The 17,518-nt window shown below is 52.7% G+C and carries 18 protein-coding genes; 11 read left to right on the top strand and 7 right to left on the bottom strand.

What is annotated here, in order from left to right; translation table 11 throughout:
- Positions 1 to 288: 288 nt before the first annotated feature.
- Positions 289 to 741, bottom strand: a complete 453-nt coding sequence (locus ETR37_RS02970) for a hypothetical protein (RefSeq protein ID WP_020754266.1) — start codon at positions 739 to 741, stop codon at positions 289 to 291.
- A gap of 235 nt (positions 742 to 976) precedes the next feature.
- On the opposite strand from ETR37_RS02970, the gene ETR37_RS02965 reads away from it, so the two are divergent.
- Entirely contained in the window at positions 977 to 2,134 is a 1,158-nt protein-coding gene (locus ETR37_RS02965; RefSeq protein ID WP_020754268.1) for a CapA family protein, read from the top strand.
- A gap of 45 nt (positions 2,135 to 2,179) precedes the next feature.
- On the opposite strand, the gene ETR37_RS02960 is transcribed toward ETR37_RS02965, so the two are convergent.
- Positions 2,180 to 2,773, bottom strand: a complete 594-nt coding sequence (locus ETR37_RS02960) for a class D sortase (RefSeq protein WP_015375081.1) — start codon at positions 2,771 to 2,773, stop codon at positions 2,180 to 2,182.
- On the bottom strand, positions 2,774 to 4,087 hold the full coding sequence (locus ETR37_RS02955) for a processed acidic surface protein (RefSeq protein WP_020754269.1): 1,314 nt from the start codon (positions 4,085 to 4,087) through the stop codon (positions 2,774 to 2,776). It abuts the gene before it with no gap.
- A 199-nt stretch (positions 4,088 to 4,286) separates the two neighbouring features.
- On the opposite strand from ETR37_RS02955, the gene ETR37_RS02950 reads away from it, so the two are divergent.
- The 3 genes from ETR37_RS02950 to ETR37_RS02940 all read left to right on the top strand — a co-directional run bounded on the left by ETR37_RS02950 (position 4,287) and on the right by ETR37_RS02940 (position 6,966).
- Positions 4,287 to 4,607 carry a hypothetical protein gene (locus ETR37_RS02950; protein ID WP_015375079.1) on the top strand — a complete coding sequence of 107 codons (321 nt, stop codon included), beginning with the start codon at positions 4,287 to 4,289 and terminating at the stop codon, positions 4,605 to 4,607.
- Between the two features lie 252 nt (positions 4,608 to 4,859).
- On the top strand, positions 4,860 to 5,834 hold the full coding sequence (locus ETR37_RS02945) for an MBL fold metallo-hydrolase (RefSeq protein ID WP_015375078.1): 975 nt from the start codon (positions 4,860 to 4,862) through the stop codon (positions 5,832 to 5,834).
- A 154-nt stretch (positions 5,835 to 5,988) separates the two neighbouring features.
- On the top strand, positions 5,989 to 6,966 hold the full coding sequence (locus tag ETR37_RS02940; RefSeq protein WP_081133183.1) for a bile acid:sodium symporter family protein: 978 nt from the start codon (positions 5,989 to 5,991) through the stop codon (positions 6,964 to 6,966).
- 160 nt (positions 6,967 to 7,126) lie between these two features.
- Here ETR37_RS02940 and ETR37_RS02935 read toward each other — a convergent pair whose 3' ends face one another.
- The 3 genes from ETR37_RS02935 to ETR37_RS02925 form a co-directional block, all read right to left on the bottom strand.
- Positions 7,127 to 7,945, bottom strand: a complete 819-nt coding sequence (locus ETR37_RS02935) for a rhamnogalacturonan acetylesterase (RefSeq protein WP_081133178.1) — start codon at positions 7,943 to 7,945, stop codon at positions 7,127 to 7,129.
- Between the two features lie 90 nt (positions 7,946 to 8,035).
- On the bottom strand, positions 8,036 to 8,428 hold the full coding sequence (locus tag ETR37_RS02930) for a CBO0543 family protein (protein ID WP_015375075.1): 393 nt from the start codon (positions 8,426 to 8,428) through the stop codon (positions 8,036 to 8,038).
- Positions 8,418 to 9,569: a DUF2515 domain-containing protein gene (locus ETR37_RS02925; protein WP_129446892.1), complete on the bottom strand. Its 1,152-nt coding sequence runs from the start codon at positions 9,567 to 9,569 to the stop codon at positions 8,418 to 8,420. The genes ETR37_RS02930 and ETR37_RS02925 overlap by 11 nt, the downstream gene beginning before the upstream one ends.
- A gap of 85 nt (positions 9,570 to 9,654) precedes the next feature.
- Here ETR37_RS02925 and shc point away from each other — a divergent pair, with 85 nt between their 5' ends.
- The 5 genes from shc (at position 9,655) to ETR37_RS02900 (ending at position 14,786) form a co-directional block, all read left to right on the top strand.
- Positions 9,655 to 11,511 (top strand): squalene--hopene cyclase, encoded by a 1,857-nt coding sequence (gene shc / locus ETR37_RS02920; RefSeq protein WP_129446891.1) that lies wholly within the window; start codon positions 9,655 to 9,657, stop codon positions 11,509 to 11,511.
- A gap of 230 nt (positions 11,512 to 11,741) precedes the next feature.
- Positions 11,742 to 12,992 carry an esterase/lipase family protein gene (locus ETR37_RS02915; RefSeq protein WP_129446897.1) on the top strand — a complete coding sequence of 417 codons (1,251 nt, stop codon included), beginning with the start codon at positions 11,742 to 11,744 and terminating at the stop codon, positions 12,990 to 12,992.
- A 125-nt stretch (positions 12,993 to 13,117) separates the two neighbouring features.
- The gene (locus tag ETR37_RS02910; RefSeq protein ID WP_033005000.1) at positions 13,118 to 13,705 is read left to right on the top strand and encodes a Uma2 family endonuclease; all 588 of its coding nucleotides are present in this window, start codon (positions 13,118 to 13,120) and stop codon (positions 13,703 to 13,705) included.
- A gap of 2 nt (positions 13,706 to 13,707) precedes the next feature.
- Complete coding sequence (locus ETR37_RS02905; protein ID WP_020754280.1) at positions 13,708 to 14,013, top strand: 4a-hydroxytetrahydrobiopterin dehydratase; 306 nt, start codon at positions 13,708 to 13,710, stop codon at positions 14,011 to 14,013.
- The gene (locus ETR37_RS02900) at positions 14,013 to 14,786 is read left to right on the top strand and encodes a 3-hydroxybutyrate dehydrogenase (RefSeq protein ID WP_020754281.1); all 774 of its coding nucleotides are present in this window, start codon (positions 14,013 to 14,015) and stop codon (positions 14,784 to 14,786) included. Before ETR37_RS02905 ends, ETR37_RS02900 begins: the two co-directional genes overlap by 1 nt.
- 158 nt (positions 14,787 to 14,944) lie before the next feature.
- On the opposite strand, the gene ETR37_RS02895 is transcribed toward ETR37_RS02900, so the two are convergent.
- Positions 14,945 to 15,472: a YceI family protein gene (locus ETR37_RS02895; RefSeq protein ID WP_015375055.1), complete on the bottom strand. Its 528-nt coding sequence runs from the start codon at positions 15,470 to 15,472 to the stop codon at positions 14,945 to 14,947.
- Between the two features lie 159 nt (positions 15,473 to 15,631).
- Between ETR37_RS02895 and ETR37_RS02890 the strand changes: the two genes are divergently transcribed.
- Both ETR37_RS02890 and murQ read left to right on the top strand, forming a co-directional pair.
- Positions 15,632 to 16,489, top strand: a complete 858-nt coding sequence (locus ETR37_RS02890) for a MurR/RpiR family transcriptional regulator (RefSeq protein WP_129446896.1) — start codon at positions 15,632 to 15,634, stop codon at positions 16,487 to 16,489.
- Positions 16,490 to 16,627: 138 nt separating this feature from the next.
- The gene (gene murQ / locus ETR37_RS02885) at positions 16,628 to 17,515 is read left to right on the top strand and encodes an N-acetylmuramic acid 6-phosphate etherase (protein ID WP_129446890.1); all 888 of its coding nucleotides are present in this window, start codon (positions 16,628 to 16,630) and stop codon (positions 17,513 to 17,515) included.
- Positions 17,516 to 17,518 lie beyond the last annotated feature (3 nt).

The raw sequence follows: 17,518 nt of genomic DNA, 5'->3' as shown, positions 1-17,518 counted from the left end.
CCCACTTCAAATTTTCGCTAGAAAATTAAGTGGGGGTAGTTCACCGAGAAGGAGTTAAGCGGCGGTGTCAATTTTCTTGTCTTCTCTCTTATGCAAGGAATCACGTTTGCTGCAGGAGTCTATGTCGTACTAGCAGGCGCACTGGTCACAGGTGCGCCGCCCATGGGGTACATCCTAACCCGATGGGACGGGGTGATGACACCCCCCTAAACTTGGGCGTTGTCCGAACCAGAAATGGATGAGGACGCAAACGATCCAAGAATCCCATGCCTTTAAGCGTGTGGAGTGTCAATCTACTTTCTTCAGCAAATACATCTCCTCCTCCACTTTCGCGATGCGGCCAAGTTGATAATCAAGCCGCTGATGAATGAGGGAGATGTCTTCTTTTGTCGCCATTTGCTCGCGAAGGCGGGAAAGATCGTCTTTTGTGGCCATCTGCTCGCGAATGCCGGCCATTTCTCCGCGGAGGCTGGCGATTTCATGGCGCATGCCGTCTTGAATGCTGTGCTGCTCGAGTTGATTGTCGCGGATCGCTTTGATCATGTCCGTGTTTTCTTTCATCTGCTCTTTCAGCCAGCGCAACTCTTCTTCCTGCTTGTCCATCCGTTGTTCCAGTTTGTCCATTCGTTGTTCAAGTTGGCCCAATTTTTGCTTCACCGTTTGCATGTCTTGCTTCAGGACGGACATGTCATCGACAAGCCCTTGAACAAGTGTGGTTAACTGCCGCAACAGCCCTTCCATGAAGAAACCTCCCTATCGAGAGGGGATTTTGCTTGGGGCGTTTCAATCATGAAACGTGAGGAGTCCGAGATGTGGAAATAGAGGGGAAACGCCTGCAAGCTCATTATATCATGGCTTGGCTAGGCCATCATTCCTAAATTGAGGGAAAGAAAAGGGATAAAGAGGGGGTGTGTTGAATACGTCATTAGCAGAAGTTTTGGCAGTTTGAAGAAAATAGATGGATGGGAGAGGGAGCATGAACGGATGGACGAAGGGGAAAAACGCGGCGCTTCTGTGTATGGCGTCGATCTTTTTATTTTCCTGCGGCAACGCAGCTGATCGCGGCGCCGAGGAAGTGCTGGCGGCGCCAAATGAACCGGCGGGGCAAACCATCGAGCATCCGCCGCTGCCGAGTCCGATCGATAAGATGGTGATAGCGTCAGCCTCTGCCAAACAAGCGGCGCCGAACTCGAACGAAGTGCGCATCACCATCAGCGCGGCGGGCGATGTGACGCTCGGGCGCGATGAAAATTATGGCTATGCGTATTCGTTTGATGAAGAAGCAAAGAAGCACGGCTTGCGCTATTTTACGAAATACATTGAGCCGATCTTCAAAAAGGACGATTTTACGACCGTCAATTTGGAAACGACGCTGACGACCTCGACGCGCAAGGCAAGCAAGACATTTCGTTTCCGCGGCCACCCGAGTTATGCGAAAATCTTAACTTATGGCGGCATTGAGGCGGTGAATCTGGCCAATAATCATACATACGATTACTTGCAAAAAGGATATAACGATACGATCGCCAGTCTAAAAAAAGAAAAGATCGGTTATTTCGGCCGTACGCTTCGGCTCATGAAAACGGTCAAAGGCATTCAAGTCGGGGCGCTCGGCTATGAAGGTTGGAGCAATACCCGCACGTTGCGCAAGCAAATCGCCAACGATATTCGCACGCTTCGGAAACAAGGAGCCGACATCATTCTAGTCCATTTCCACTGGGGAGTGGAACGAAGCTATGTGCCAAACAGCACGCAAAAGGCGCTCGGCCGCTTTGCGATTGACAGCGGCGCCGATTTGGTCGTCGGCCATCACCCGCACGTCGTGCAAGGGATCGAGGAGTACAAAGGCAAATTTATTGTCTACAGTTTAGGGAATTTTATGTTTGGCGGAAACAAAAACCCGAGCGACAAAGATACGTTTGTTTTCCAGCAGGTGTTTTCTTTTCAAAACGGCAAGCGGACGGCCAAAAAAGAAATCCGCGTCATCCCGTTTCGCATTTCATCGGTGACGACAAGGAACAACTACCAGCCGATGCCGTTAGCGGGAGGGGAAGCAGCCCGAGTGAAACGGAAAATTGTCTCGCTGTCGGCGAAAATCAAAAAGCCGACTTGGACCGCGTACGAAGTGAAGTAAAAAAGGATGGCCCTTGTTTCGGCCATCCTTTCGCTTTTTGCAAGGTTAAGAGCGATCATTGATTAAGTTGGCGACGAGCACGTACCGCTGCGGAGCAGGGCCGACGTAGCGGAACGGATAGCACGTGGAAACGGTGAGTGTCGCTTTCGGCTTTGGAACGATGACCGTCCGGTCGTCGGCGTCGACGATGCGCACTTTGCGCACTTTATAGGTGAATGTGCCGGCGGACGTACGGACGATCAAGAGATCGCCTTGGCCGACTTCGCCAAGACGGCGGAAGACCGTGTCGCGATGGCCAGAAAGCACGCAGTTGTCCGCCTCTCCTGGCAGGACACTGCCGGCGTAATGGCCGACCCCTTTTTCCAACTCGTCTTCATCTGTACCGTGGTAAATCGCTAGGCTCATGTTGAGCTTCGGGATGATGAGTTCGCCGATTTGTTCGCCGATTTTGGGCTGTTTTGGGTAGAGTGAACTTTGGATTTGCATCGGCGCATCGCCTGTTTGTCTCTCTATTTCAACAGACAGCGGTTTGACCGCCTCGAGGCCGTTTTTCCACTTCAAGCCGCTAACGGCGGCTACGGCGATTCCAGCTGCGATCAAGCATGCTCCAAAAAAGCGCACGAGCCGTTTCCGGTTCATTTATTTCGTCTCAACTCCTTGGCGGAAGCGGACAAGGAATGCGCCGGCACCGATGAAGGTCAAACCAAAAAGCATATAAGCGGCATACGGGGATGCCGTCTTCGGCAGTTTCGCTCCGGCTTCGGTCCGCTTCAGCGGTTTCGGCGGCGCCGGTTTCACCACTTTTTCGATTTTCGCTGCCTGGCCGCTCTGTTGCAAGTCTTCGCCGATTTCATCGAATATGTCGGAGGCAAACATCTCTTCGGTCACGACAAAATCAGCCAGCAGCTCGCCTTCGGTGCTGTAAATTTCAACAAGCAAATCGTAGCCGTTCGCTGATTCCATTGTCAGCAGCGTCGACAGGCTGAGCAGCTTTTTCTCGCCACCGTTTGACAAATAAAACTTCGCTTCCAGCTGAAATGTGGAAAGCAGGTCGGTCCATACATTGGCGATCTCAGCGATTTGCGTTGGCGATAACTCCGTAACGCTTGTAAAATCGTACGCACCGATCGCCTCAAGCCGTTGACCGATTTCTTCCATTTTCTCGGCGAATTGTGGATCTTCCATATTAAGCGATTCAAAATGGTGATAGAGCTTTTCCAACTCTGCGTCCGTCAAACCAAGCTCGTCTAAATCCGGAAGCAAGTAGTCGATGACGGCCTCCGACAGTTCCTCGACCGTCGCATAATTGTCAAGCGAATCGCCGTTTTTAGACAGCAGTTTTTCCAATTGCGTTTTCGTCATGCCAATTTCTTGTAAAAATTTGTTTAATGTTTCTTCGGTCAACGGCGTCAAATTTCGATAATAATCGACGATATCTTTCTGCTCGCCGATCGAGTGGTAATCGGCCAACGATTCGCCATGCCGATCAAGAAGGGCGATGAGCTCTTCCTTTGTCATTCCGCGTTCGTTTAGAAAGGCGGCCAACGTTTCATCCGTGATCGGAACGGAGTAATCTTTAAACAGTTCGATATATTCTTCCAGATCATTGTAAAATAAAAACACATCAGTAATGGCCTGTGACTCTTCCATTTCTCCATTGTCGATGAGCATTTGTCGAAGCTGTTGTTCGGTCAATCCGTGTTTGGCGAGCAACTGAGCTAAATTTTCTTCCGTGAGCGGCTCGCCGAACTCACGGCGCAATTCGTCCACGCTGTCAAACTCATCGAGCGAATAGCCTTCATAGTCCAAATAATTTTCCAGCTCTTCGACTGTGATCCCTGCTTCATTTAAATACTGCTCTAAAGCTGGATCGTTGCGTTCAATGGCGAACGCTGAAGCTGGCCATATAGTGGTGATGGATGCGGCCAAAGCAAAAGGAACGATGTTTTTCATGTCGTGACCTCCGTTTGTTTGTATATACGAATTCAGTATATAGGGATATGAAAAGGTTGAAAATAGTGAAATATATGGAATTTTTTATATAGAAAGAACTTCCCGTTGGCATCGAATGTTTTCCATGTATGACTTTTTCAGAGGAAACGTATGCTAACCGTTGAACGGGAGCTGTCGAGCAAAAGGAGGTGGAGGTACAATGGACCGCTTATTCCGTCTGTTCCGCGTTCAGCGCGGCCGCGGGTTGTGGAATCCATGGTTGGGGGTTGTTAGACGGCGAAGAAACCATAACGCCATTTGGACGCTCGTCAGCGTAAGCTTAGGAGCGGTGGCAGCCGCGATGTTGGGGGCGAGACAAGGGAGACGCATGGCGCCGATGACGCAAGGACCGATGCGAAACGTGATTCGCGGCCTCAACCGCTGGATGAGCCGGCGGATGGGAACGATGCAGCCTGCTGCGGCGGAGTTTGCCGAAGAAATGGCTTCTTGGCAGATCAACGATCAGAAAAATCCAAAATAATAAAATACAGCGACTCGCTGTATATTGGCCTAGTATTGGATCTATATAAGATGATCTTAACAAGGTGCCCCGATTATATGGAGGGGCGCCTTCTTTGTTTTAGAACCATGGTTTTCAAAGTTGAAAAAGATGAAGGGTTGTAGCATAATATTTTTGTTAACTAAATATTCAGAAATATAAAATAAAACTAAGTTGTCTTTGTTGTTTGGTGAAAAAAAGAGGTGTTGATGTAAAGAAAAGGGGAGAGAATGGATGACGCAGATTGAAATGGAGCGGATAGGAGATGAAATGTACCGCGTTCCGATCCCAGTCCCATTTCCGATGAAGCATGTTTATTGTTATGTATGCCGAGAAACGGATGGATGGAGCATTGTCGACGTCGGCTTTCGCTATCCTGAGGCGATTCGCGCCTGGGAAGCAGTGTTTCGGCAACTTGGAATCAAGCCGCGGCACGTTCGCGCCATTTACATCACGCATTTTCACCCGGACCATTTCGGCCTGGCTGGGTGGATGCAGCAACAAACGGAAGCGCCTGTATGGATCAGTGAGCCTGATTATGCGATGGCGGAACGAGTGTGGGGGGAAGAGAGTCGCCAGGCGAGCGAAGTGGCTGCGCTGTTTCGCCGCCACGGCGTCCCGAAAGACCTTGTGGCGGACATCGAAGAGAGTATGGAGAAGTTGTCGCTCCGCGTCAGTCCGTTTCCTGTACTAACAGTGTTGGCTGACGATGAAATTGTGCTCGGCCAACGGCGATGGACCGTCATTCCGGTTCCGGGGCACAGCGATGGGTTGATCAGTTTTTATCAGCCAGAGTCGCGCCAGCTGCTTGTCTCTGATCACGTGCTCGACCGCATTACCCCAAACATCGGGGTATGGCCGGGCGCCCATCCGAATCCGCTCGAGCAATATTTTGTTTCGCTGCGCAATGTGGAGGCTCTCCATGTGGAGGTGGCTTTGCCTGCTCATGGCGCTGTCATCCGTCAATTTCGCGAGCGGATCCGTGATATTTTCCGCCATCACGAGCACCGGTTGAAAAAAATGAAAGCGTTGACGGAAAAGGGGCGCACCGCTTATGACATCGCTGATCTTGTGTTCGGCCATAAGCCGCTGACGGCGCACCAATGGCGGTTTGCGGTGGCGGAAACGTTGGCGCATTTGGAGTATTTAGTGTCCATTGGCCAAGTACAAAAAGATGAGCGGAACGGCGTGTTCGTATATGAATCATGATCGTCGTCTGCCATACGGAAAACAGCTGGAATTTTTGTATGTTGAGACAATTCGGTTTTGTGCTTCTCTTTGCACGGCTACGGTGTATAATAGAAAAATGTAGGCATAGGAAATGCGAACGCGTCCTTGAAGGCGAGATGGGGAGATGAAACCGATGTGGCAATCGATCAACCGCCGGCTTGAGAAGGTGTTGCCGCTGCTGACGCCGGCGAGCGTAGTGATCGGTGTATGGCTGTCTAACGAGTTGCACGATTATGCCGCACTTGTGCCGTGGTTGTTTGCGTTTATGACGTTTAGCGGCAGTTTGCGGCTGCGGTTGGCTGATTTGAAAGAGGCGCTTATTCACCCCGGTCCGATCGCGGCGGCGTTATGTTTGCTTCACCTCGTGATCCCGCTTTGGGCGTTTGGGCTTGGGCATTTGTTTTTCGGCCACGATCGGCTGACGGTGATCGGCTTTGTGCTGGCGGCGGCCATTCCGACTGGGGTGACGAGCTTCATCTGGGTGTCGATCGGACGGGGAAACTTGGCGTTGGCGCTGTCCGTCATTTTGATTGATACGTTTTTGTCGCCGGCCGTTGTGCCGCTGACGTTGCTGCTGTTTGCGGGAAGCGCGGTCGAGATCGACGTTTGGCAAATGGTGCTCGGGTTGTTTTTTATGATTATTTTGCCATCGCTTGGCGGGATGTTGGTCAGCGAGCGGTTGTCCGGCCGCGCGAATGAACGGCTGGCGGGGGGATTGGCGCCATTTTCCAAACTGGCGCTTGTGCTTGTTGTCATGATCAATAGCGCGGTTGTCGCTCCGTATTTTGGTCATGCTGACGCTCGCTTGGTTTTCATGGCGTTTCTCGTCTTCGTGATTGCGGGCTCCGGCTATTTCCTTTCTTGGATGGCGGCCCGCTGGTTGAAATTTGCCCCGCCGGACATCATTGCGCTGACGTTTACCGGCGGCATGCGCAACATCAGCGCCGGCGCGGTGCTGGCGATGACTTACTTTCCGCCGCCGGTGAGCGTGCCGGTTGTGCTTGGCATGCTGTTTCAGCAAGTGCTCGCGTCGATGTACCATCGCCTGCTGGACAAAACGTATCATTTGTCGTCGGGCCGTCAGGCGTCGTTTGTCGAAAGCGCCCGGTAGGCGGTCAGCGGCGTCGGGCGAGGGAGTGAAGGGCCAAAAAGATTGCTCATCCGGGATCGGACGGGCATCGGCAGCAAGCCAAAAAAAAGGCGTTGCCGGCGGCAGCAGTTCGCGGATGGGCGATGGATCTGCTGCGGTGGAGGGACGGGGCTGAGCCGGCCTAGCGGCTTGGCGCATGTTCCCGTTCCGGTGAACGGATGAGGTGGCGGCGAAGAGGAAGGTTGAGTTCGACAATTCCTTCCACGACGAGCCGGGCGATTTCCTTCGCCCCTCGCTGGTGAAAGTGGGTGTTGTCGCTGATGCCGTTCGGGTAATTGGGATGTTCGCCCGGTGCGAGCCATAAAAACCACCGTTTCGTCCGCTCCGGACCGAGCTGTTCAAACCGCTGTTTGCTTTTCGCCGTCAAATCGATAACCGGCACGTGCTCTTGTTTCGCCAGCGCTTTCATGGCGGCAGGATAAGGCCCGTGGGAATCGAGCGCTCGTCCGTCGGCGGAAAAGCGCCGCCGCTCGACCGGGGTGATGAGGACAGGAGTCGCCCCTTTGGCGCGGGCGCCGTCAATACACTGTTTCAAATATGCCTGATAGGTGGTGAACGGCTCGGTGTGGCGCGCCGGGTCGTTCACCTTTTCATCGTTATGGCCAAATTGGATGAACAAGTAATCCCCTTTTTTCATCTCATGCAACAGGCGAGCCAACCGCCCCTCCTCGACAAAACTTTTCGCGCTGCGGCCGGAAGCGGCCATATTTTTCACCATGACGTTGTCATCAAACCAATCATCGAGCATTTCACCCCATCCGGCCCGGGGAGCGCGGGAGCGGGGGGCGGCGGCGACGGTCGAATCACCTGCCAAGTAGATCGTTATGACGGCCCGTCCGCCCGTTTTGGATGCTTTTCCATCCGTGTCCGGTTGGGCGATGAGGGCAACGCTGGCGGCGATGACAGCCAAGCAAAGGAATGCGGCTTTTTTTCTTCTCAATCGGATTCCTCCTATCCGGCAGCTGCTCGTCTTTTCGGTTTGTTCCCCGTTATCGTTGCTCGCTGCCATTGCCTTTATGCGCCATTCGTGCTAGTCCACCGTTTGGAATCGGCGGTAAAATTCCCATATTATTGAAAGAAAAAGACCGTAACCGGCAACTGAATACCAATGGCTCCATTCGGCCGTGTGGGTGAACAAACCGTACGTCTCGGCTTTGGCCTCCAATGCGGCCGCCAATGCCGACAATGCAGCGATGAGCCCCATGCGCCCAAGGCGGCTAAGCCGCTCCATGAGGGCAAGAAAGAAGACGGTGCCGAGCGGAAGAACGACGGCCGTAAAGAAAATATCGATCGAAAAGACAGAAGGAAAGGGCCGTTTCGGGAACGCATACAGCCCTTTTCCCACGAAATACAAATCCAAATACGTCCCCGTCCAAGACGCAAGCAGCGCTGAAGCCACGTAGGCGCGGCGGCTAGCGCGCATGAAAGAAGGCGTGTTTGGCGATGATCGCCAGCTCCATTTTTTCGAGCGTTTCACAATAGGCATCCACAATCTCTCCATTCGTCGGTCGTTCCGGTTTGACAAGGTAGCCGACAACGTGCGGGTCGGTAAACCAATCGCCGGGTTCAACCGCTTCATGGACGACGTTTTTCCACGCGTGACGAAGCTGCGGGCTGTATAGGCGCGGGGCGCCGGGAACGATTCGGCAATCGCGGATGCGGCGGCGGTACGGCTCCCGTGGAAACGATTCGCATACGTCGTTAAACAGCTGCGGCCAATAGTCTTTGCGCGAGCCGGTGTGCGGATGGCGCACCGCCCAGCGCACAGCGTTTTCCAATGTTTCTTCATCGTCAAACAAAATCGAGTACAGCCGTTTGCCGAGCAAAATGCGTTCATGGAGCGACTCAAACTCGTGGAGTGTTTGGCCGATCAAGGCGGTGCCGCCCCGGCCGTCGTCATGCGGAAACAAAATATGGTTGAAGCAGAGTAGTTCCTGCAGTTTAAACTCCAGCGTCTGAAAAACCGTTTGCCGAAAAGCAGGATGTTGAATGACGCGGGATTCCAAATAGCTTTGTTCGTTCACGACTAAGGCGATGGCGAGCGTGTACGGGTCGCCGTGGCGCCAAAAATGGTGCCATATCGTTTCCATAAACGTTGAGACGCCAAGCCATGGCAATAAATAAAATAACGGCTCTCCCCGCTTTTTGCTTTCCTCATACAACAAAAACTGTGGATAAATGTCTTGAAAAATGAGCCAATTGCCGCGCTCCAAAAAGGCGAAAAACGACTGCCGGTCGTCTTCCGAGAGCAGCCTCATGAGCAATTCCCCTTTTAAGTCGGTCATATTCCAGCCGCCGTTGCGCGACACCATATGCCCTAAAAATGCCCAATGAATTTCGCGATGGCGCAAGTAAAAATCGAGATAGGCCGTTGTCCGGGTGACATTGTTTTCGTTTTGTTCCGCCGTCATCGCCTGGATGCGGCTGATGAGCTGCTGCTCTTTGGCCGTCAGATCGCGTTCTGATATCGTTGTTGCTTCTTTCTTTCTCTTTTTCTTCAGCTCCCGATAAAGATCGACGAGAGAAAGGGGAAGAGACGAGGTTTTTGATTTTCGGCAGCGCATGATGAATCCCCCTCTTGGCGCATCGCGGGTTTGCGAATCGAATAAATATGGAAAGAAGCAGATTTTCGAAAAAGGAAGGCGATGAATAGTGGACGATGAACGGCGCGTGCTCATCGATGCGCTCAAGCAATCGCAAGCGGCTGATGGATCGTGGCGGTTTCCGTTTGAAACCGGTATTTCCACCGATGCCTATATGATCATTTTATTGCGGACGCTCGGAATACATGATGAACCGTTGATTCAAGCGCTTGTCGAACGTATTGAAAGCCGCCAGGACCCGAATGGGGCGTGGAAGCTGTTTGCCGATGAAGGCGACGGCAACGTGACGGCGACAACCGAGGCGTATTACGCCCTGCTTTACTCCGGCTATCGGAAAAAAAACGACCCGCATATGCAAAAGGCGAAAGCGCGCATTTTGGAAATGGGCGGCCTAGAGCGTGTCCACTTGTTTACGAAAGTGATGCTCGCATTGACCGGACAGCATCCGTGGCCAAGACGGTTTCCGCTGCCGCTTGAATTTTTCCTTCTTCCCCCGTCGTTTCCGCTCAATATGTATGACCTTTCCGTGTACGGAAGAGCGAACATGATTCCGCTTCTCGTCGCCGCGGAGCGACGGTACAGCCGGAGGACGGCAAAAAGCCCAGACTTGTCCGATTTGGTTGTTTCCCGCAACGACTGGCGGCTGCCTGAAAGCCGATCGCTATGGTCGTACATCAAGCGATCTCTCATCGGACTTCCGGACCAGCTGCATCATGCCGCCGAACAGCGCGCCGTCCGTTATATGTTGGATCATATCGAGCCAGACGGAACGTTGTACAGCTATTTCAGCTCGACGTTTTTGTTGATTTTTGCGCTGCTCGCGCTCGGCTATCCGAAAGATGATCCGTATATTCAGCGGGCTATCCGCGGTTTGCGCTCACTGCGGACCGAAATCGATGGGCATACGCATATGCAATATACGACCGCTTCCGTTTGGAACACGGCGTTGGCGAGCTACGCGCTGCAAGAAGCGGGCGTGCCCTTGACGGACCGGACGATTGAAAAAGCGAACCGCTATTTGTTGTCGCGCCAGCATATCCGCTATGGCGACTGGGCGGTGCACAACCCGTACGGTATACCGGGCGGCTGGGGATTTTCTGATGTGAATACGATGAACCCGGACGTTGACGATACGACCGCCGCGCTGCGCGCCATCCGCCGGGCGGCAGCGAAAGAGACGGCGTTTCGCCATGCATGGGATCGGGCGAACCAATGGCTGTTTTCGATGCAAAACGATGACGGCGGGTTTGCGGCGTTTGAAAAGAATGTCGGCAAACGGTTTTGGCGGTATTTGCCGATCGAAGGGGCGGAATTTTTGTTGATGGACCCATCAACAGCCGATTTGACCGGACGGACGCTTGAATATTTCGGAACGTTCGCTCGATTAACGAAAGACCACCCCGCCGTCGCCCGCGCCGTCGACTGGCTGCTTGACCATCAAGAAGCCGACGGTTCGTGGTATGGGCGCTGGGGGATTTGCTATGTATACGGCACATGGGCGGCGGTGACGGGGCTTTCGGCTGTCGGCGTTCCAATCGATCACCCGGCGATGCAAAAAGCTGTTCATTGGCTTTTAAGCATCCAAAATGCTGATGGCGGCTGGGGGGAATCATGCAAAAGCGACGGAGCCAAGAGGTATGTGCCGCTTGGCGCCAGCACGCCGGTCCATACCGCCTGGGCGCTTGATGCCCTCATCGCCGCCGCCGAGCGTCCGACCGCGGAAATGAAAGCCGGCGTTCGCGCCCTTATTCGCCTTCTCCGCCATCCGGACTGGACGGCTTCGTATCCCGCTGGGCAAGGAATGGCGGGCGCCTTTTACATCCATTACCATAGCTACCGCTACATTTTTCCGTTGTTGGCGCTCGCCCATTACGAGCAAAAGTTCGGGCCGTTTGTGGATTAGCCAACTATCCGTACGAGGGCGTGATGGAACGCTGCCATGACATAGTGCATCACCCTCTCGCTGTCGGCGAGAAACGAAATATGACGGCACAAAAGTGCATTTTTCTCTTTCCCTCATCAGAAAACCCGACAATTGCCGGGATTGAATAGCCTGATTATTTAGTATAGAATATTCAGGTAATTCGGAATAAAGGGGTTCAGTCGATTCGAGGGGAGGAGAAGGAGAGCGTGATGAAATGCTGTCGGATTATGTTTGTGTTGCTCGGATTATGGTTTGTGTTCGGCCTATCGGTCCCGGGAGGGCGGACGGAAGCGGCATCCCTACGCGCCAATGATGCACCGATTGTGCTTCTCCATGGGTTTACCGGATGGAGACGAGAGGAAATGTTTGGATTCAAGTATTGGGGCGGCGTGCGCGGCGATATCGAACAATGGCTGAACGACAACGGTTATCGAACGTATACGCTGGCGGTCGGACCGCTCTCGAGCAACTGGGACCGGGCGTGTGAAGCGTATGCTCAGCTTGTCGGCGGGACGGTCGATTATGGGGCAGCCCATGCGGCAAAGCACGGCCATGCGCGGTTTGGCCGCACTTATCCCGGCCTGTTGCCGGAATTGAAAAGGGGTGGCCGCATCCATATCATCGCCCACAGCCAAGGGGGGCAGACGGCCCGCATGCTTGTCTCGCTCCTAGAGAACGGAAGCCAAGAAGAGCGGGAGTACGCCAAGGCGCATAACGTGTCGTTGTCACCGTTGTTTGAAGGTGGACATCATTTTGTGTTGAGTGTGACGACCATCGCCACTCCTCATGACGGGACGACGCTTGTCAACATGGTTGATTTCACCGATCGCTTTTTTGACTTGCAAAAAGCGGTGTTGGAAGCGGCGGCTGTCGCCAGCAACGTGCCGTACACGAGTCAAGTATACGATTTTAAGCTCGACCAATGGGGACTGCGCCGCCAGCCGGGTGAATCGTTCGACCATTATTTTGAACGGCTCAAGCGCTCCCCTGTTTGGACGTCCACAGATACCGCCCGCTACGATTTATCCGTTTCCGGAGCTGAGAAGTTGAATCAATGGGTGCAAGCAAGTCCGAATACGTATTATTTGAGTTTCTCTACAGAACGGACGTATCGCGGAGCGCTCACAGGCAACCATTATCCCGAACTCGGAATGAATGCATTCAGCGCGGTCGTATGCGCTCCGTTTCTCGGTTCGTACCGCAATCCGACGCTCGGCATTGACGACCGATGGTTGGAGAACGATGGCATTGTCAATACGGTTTCCATGAACGGTCCAAAGCGTGGATCAAGCGATCGGATCGTGCCGTATGACGGGACGTTGAAAAAAGGGGTTTGGAATGATATGGGAACGTACAACGTCGACCATTTGGAAATCATCGGCGTTGACCCGAATCCGTCATTTGATATTCGCGCCTTTTATTTGCGGCTTGCCGAGCAGTTGGCGAGCTTGCAGCCTTAAAACGAGTATTTTGCGAAAAAGCCATCTCGATCGGATGGCTCTTTTTTTGTGGAGCAAGCACCTGAGTTGTATGACGGCCGCGGATGTCCGCTGGTATAATAAGGGTAAAGCAAGCGGATGGGGGAATGGACGTGAAGCCGCCCGAGCGGCAAAAGGAACGGTATACGTATCAAGATTATGTCAAGTGGGACGGACGGTGGGAGCTGATCAACGGCGTGCCCTACAACATGGCACCGACCCCTTCCTTGGTCCACCAGTCTATCGTCGGTGAATTGTATGTCGCTTTGCGGGCATTTTTTCGTGAAAAAGGATGCACGGTTGTCATGGCGCCATTTGATGTACGCCTTGATGAGCAGGCGGACTATGAACAGGCGAAGCATGTCGTGCAACCAGATATCTCCGTCATTTGCGATCAAAGCAAAATGGGCAGCCGAGGCTGCGATGGTCCGCCTGACTTGGTAGTGGAAGTGCTTTCGCCAAGTACAGCGTTGAAAGATCGAAACGAAAAGTATATGTTGTACGAACAGTTTGGCGTCAAGGAATATTGGATCGTCGATCCGCTGCATCGGACGGTGGAAGTGTACGGCCGCGGTGAAAAAGGGTATGAGAGGCGGAGCGTCTTTGGCGAAGGCGATGTGCTCGTCTCGTTTTTGTTCGCTGATTTGACGGTTTCGCTGGCTGGCATATTTCAAAATATAGAGGGTGAGGGATAACGATGCGGTTAACGGAAGAGGAAGTGCAAGCACTGCTTGAAAAAGCGGACGGCTGGAAGCTGGCCGATGAGCGGTGGATTGTGAAAAAATACCGTTTTCAAGACTACTTGCAAGGAATCGAGTTTGTCCGGCGAATCGCCGCGATTTCGGAAGACGCCAACCACCACCCATTCATTTCGATCGACTACAAGCTCATCACCGTGAAACTGTCTTCATGGCGGGCGAAAGGGCTGACGAAGCTCGATTTTGACTTGGCGAAGCAGTATGATGAGGTGTATAACCAGATGAAGCAGGGGGGAGGGGAATAATGGAAAAGCGAGTGGCACTCATCACGGGAGCCGCGCGGGGGATTGGCTATGAAGTGGCGAAAACGTTGGCGGAACATGGTGCAAACGTGGTGCTCGTTGATTTGCGCCAGGAAGAAGTCGAGCAAGCTGCTCGGTCGCTTCGGGAGTTGGGCTATGAAGCGGTCGGCGTGAAATGTGATGTGACGGTTGAACAAGAGGTGAAGCAAGCGATCAACGAGGCCGTCAGCCGTTGGGGGCGCCTGGATGTTGTCGTGAACAACGCTGGTTTGCAACATGTGGCGAACATCGAGGATTTCCCGACGGAAAAATTTGAACAGCTCATTCGCGTCATGCTTGTCGGCCCATTTTTGGCCATCAAGCATGCATTTCCCATTATGAAACAGCAGCGATATGGCCGCATCATCAACATGGCGTCGATCAACGGGCTCGTCGGGTTTGCCGGAAAAGCGGCGTACAACAGCGCGAAGCACGGGGTGATTGGCTTAACGAAAGTGGCAGCGTTAGAAGGGGCGCCATACGGCATTACGGTGAACGCCCTTTGCCCGGGCTATGTGGACACTGAACTCGTCCGCGGCCAGCTCGCGGATTTGGCGGCGACAAGAAACGTGCCGCTTGAGAAGGTGCTTGAGGAAGTGATTTACCCGCTTGTGCCGCAGCGGCGGCTGCTGTCGGTTGAAGAGGTGGCCCATTATGTCCTCTTTTTGGCGGGCGAACAAGCCAAAGGCGTCACCGGCCAGGCGGTCGTGATCGATGGCGGGTATACGGCGCAGTAAACTCCCCCTTCGCCTTGCTTGAAGCGGGAGTCTTTTTTCGGGATTGACGATCTAACGTTTTGCCGCATGTCCATGCTGAGTTCAACGCGGCCGTTTTCTCTCGCAACGATAAAACGCCCCCGGCATTTTTAGCGACGGGGGCGTTTCGCTTCGAACGCTCAGCTCAAGGCAAATTCGAAGCTGGCTAGGATTTTGACTTCTTTCCCGACAAGGAATCCGCCGGTTTCGAGTGCGACGTTCCATACCAACCCGTAGTCTTCGCGGTTGATCGTTCCTTCGACGTCAAAACCGACCGAGATGCCGCCGGTGAGCGGGTTTTTCACTTGGCCGTTGTATTCGACTTTGAACGTTTCCGTTCTCGTCACGCCGCGGATCGTCAGCTTCCCGGTCACTTCATATTCCGTGTCGGACAGCTTGCGCACGGATTCACTGACAAACGTAATGGTTGGATAGTTCTCGACATCGAAAAAGTCGGCCGAGCGGAGATGGTTGTCGCGGTCGGCGTTTTTCGTGTCGATCGAGGCGGCATCGATCGTCGCTTTGACTTTCAGCGACTCGAGTTCGTTGATGTCGCCTTCGACCTCAACGTCAAAGTTGGTGAATTCCCCTTTCGCTTTGGAGATCATCATATGTCTTACTTGGAAGGCGACAGAGCTGTGCGCTTTGTCGAGTTGAAAGGTCGTCATCGTTCTCCTCCTCTTGTTCACGTAATGATCACATCATTATCATAGCAAACATATATCTCGAATTCAAATATTTTTTATTAAAGTTTTTATTGGCGTGGAGAACAGACGCCCATCCATGATAAGATGAAGATGAAACGGTGGACGGAAAGGGAGAAAAAGATGAATGAACTTGGCATTTTAGCGAAAATTGAACAGCAAATGGAACGGTTTTCACCGGCGGAAAAAAAGGTAGCCGCCTACATTCTCGATCATGCCGAGCTCGTGCCAAATATGACGACGAAGGATTTGGCTCAGGCGGCTGACACAAGTGAAGCGAGCGTCGTTCGTTTTTGCAAGACAGTCGGCATCGGCAGTTTTCCTGGATTGAAACTGGCGCTTGTCCGCGAGTTAACAATGGCCGATATGAGCATTAACGATTTTTCAATTCTTGACAAACCAGTTTCCCCGTATGAATTGTTTACGAAAGTAACGTATGTCAATAAGGCCGCGATTGAAGCGGCAACCACGACGCTTGATAAGCGGGAGCTGGAGAAGGCGGCCGCGGCGATTGCCAACGCCGACAAGCTGTTGTTTTATGGAGTCGGCGGCTCCGCGGCCGCAGCGATGGATGCCAGTTATAAGTTTACGAAACTTGGCTATATGGCGGTGATGTCGCCTGATTTCCATATAATGCTTCCATTAGTTGCCCATCTGAGCGAAGGGGATGTGTTTGTAGCGGTATCGACGTCGGGAAGGACAAAGGACGTATTGGAGATCGCCCGATTCGCGAAAAAGCAGAAGGCCACTGTCATCGCCATCACGAAGCTGGATCCAACGTCCCCGCTGTATAAAGAAGCGGATATTAAATTGGCGCTGCCGGATGTTGAGCAAGACCACCGCATCGGCAGCATGGCATCAAGAATGGTGCAGCTCAATGTGATCGATGCGCTGTATTTAATTACGTTCCACCGTGTGGGAAGCCGGGTGATCGAACGGTTTCACGAAACAAGAGAAGAAGTAGTGCGGTTGCGAAGATAAAGCGGGCTTGAAACGAGCCCGCTTTGCTTTTTGGTGGGAATGTTTCAAATAAAAAAAGAATAGATTGATATTTTATTTCATAAATTTATAATATAAATATGAAATATAATTTCTAATTTCAGTAAAGAGGTGACAAGATTGTTCGAACGTCTAACTACGGAACAAGGCAATGAAAAAACGAAACATTTGGATGAAATGACGACGAGAGAAATTTTACAAGCGATGAATGAAGAAGATCAGACAGTGGCGGCCGCGGTGGCCAAACAACTGGATTCCATTGAGAAGCTCGTACATATTGTCATTGCCGCGTTTCAGAGAGGAGGAAAACTTATTTATGTTGGAGCAGGAACGAGCGGCCGGCTTGGTTTGCTTGATGCCGTTGAATGTCCACCGACGTTCGGTGTTGATCCAAAGATGGTGCAGGCGGTGATCGCCGGGGGACGGGAAGCGGTGGCCAATGCAGTTGAAGGAGCAGAAGACGATGAAGAAGCGGCCGTCCGCGATCTCGAGGCAGTGGGCTTGACGGCAAACGATGTAGTCGTCGGCATTGCGGCAAGCGGACGGACACCGTATGTGGTGAGTGCGCTTCGCTACGCTAAGAAAAGAGGAGCAGCAACAGGAAGCATCGCCTGCAATCATGGAGCGGAAATTAGCCAATACGCCGATGCGGCGGTGGAGATTGAAACTGGCCCGGAAGTGCTGGCGGGTTCGACTCGCCTCAAGGCTGGAACAGCGCAAAAAATGGTGCTCAACATGATTTCGACCGCTTCGATGGTTGGCATTGGCAAAGTATACGGCAACTGGATGGTCGATGTGCAGGCGACAAACGAAAAGCTAAAAGAACGAGCGAAACGGATTTTGATGGAAGCGACGGGAGTGAACGCCGACGAAGCATCCCATTATTATGAACAAGCAAATGGGGAGGTGAAGACAGCGATTGTGATGATTTTACGTGGGTGTCGTTATGAAGAGGCGAAAGAGCGGCTGCAAAAAGCCGGCGGTTTGGTGCGCAATGCGCTTAAATAACGG

Source organism: Geobacillus sp. PK12 (assembly GCF_004123125.1).
In the GTDB taxonomy this organism is placed as follows: Bacteria; Bacillota; Bacilli; order Bacillales; family Anoxybacillaceae; genus Geobacillus; species Geobacillus zalihae.
This window is presented reverse-complemented; position numbering and strand designations above follow the sequence as displayed.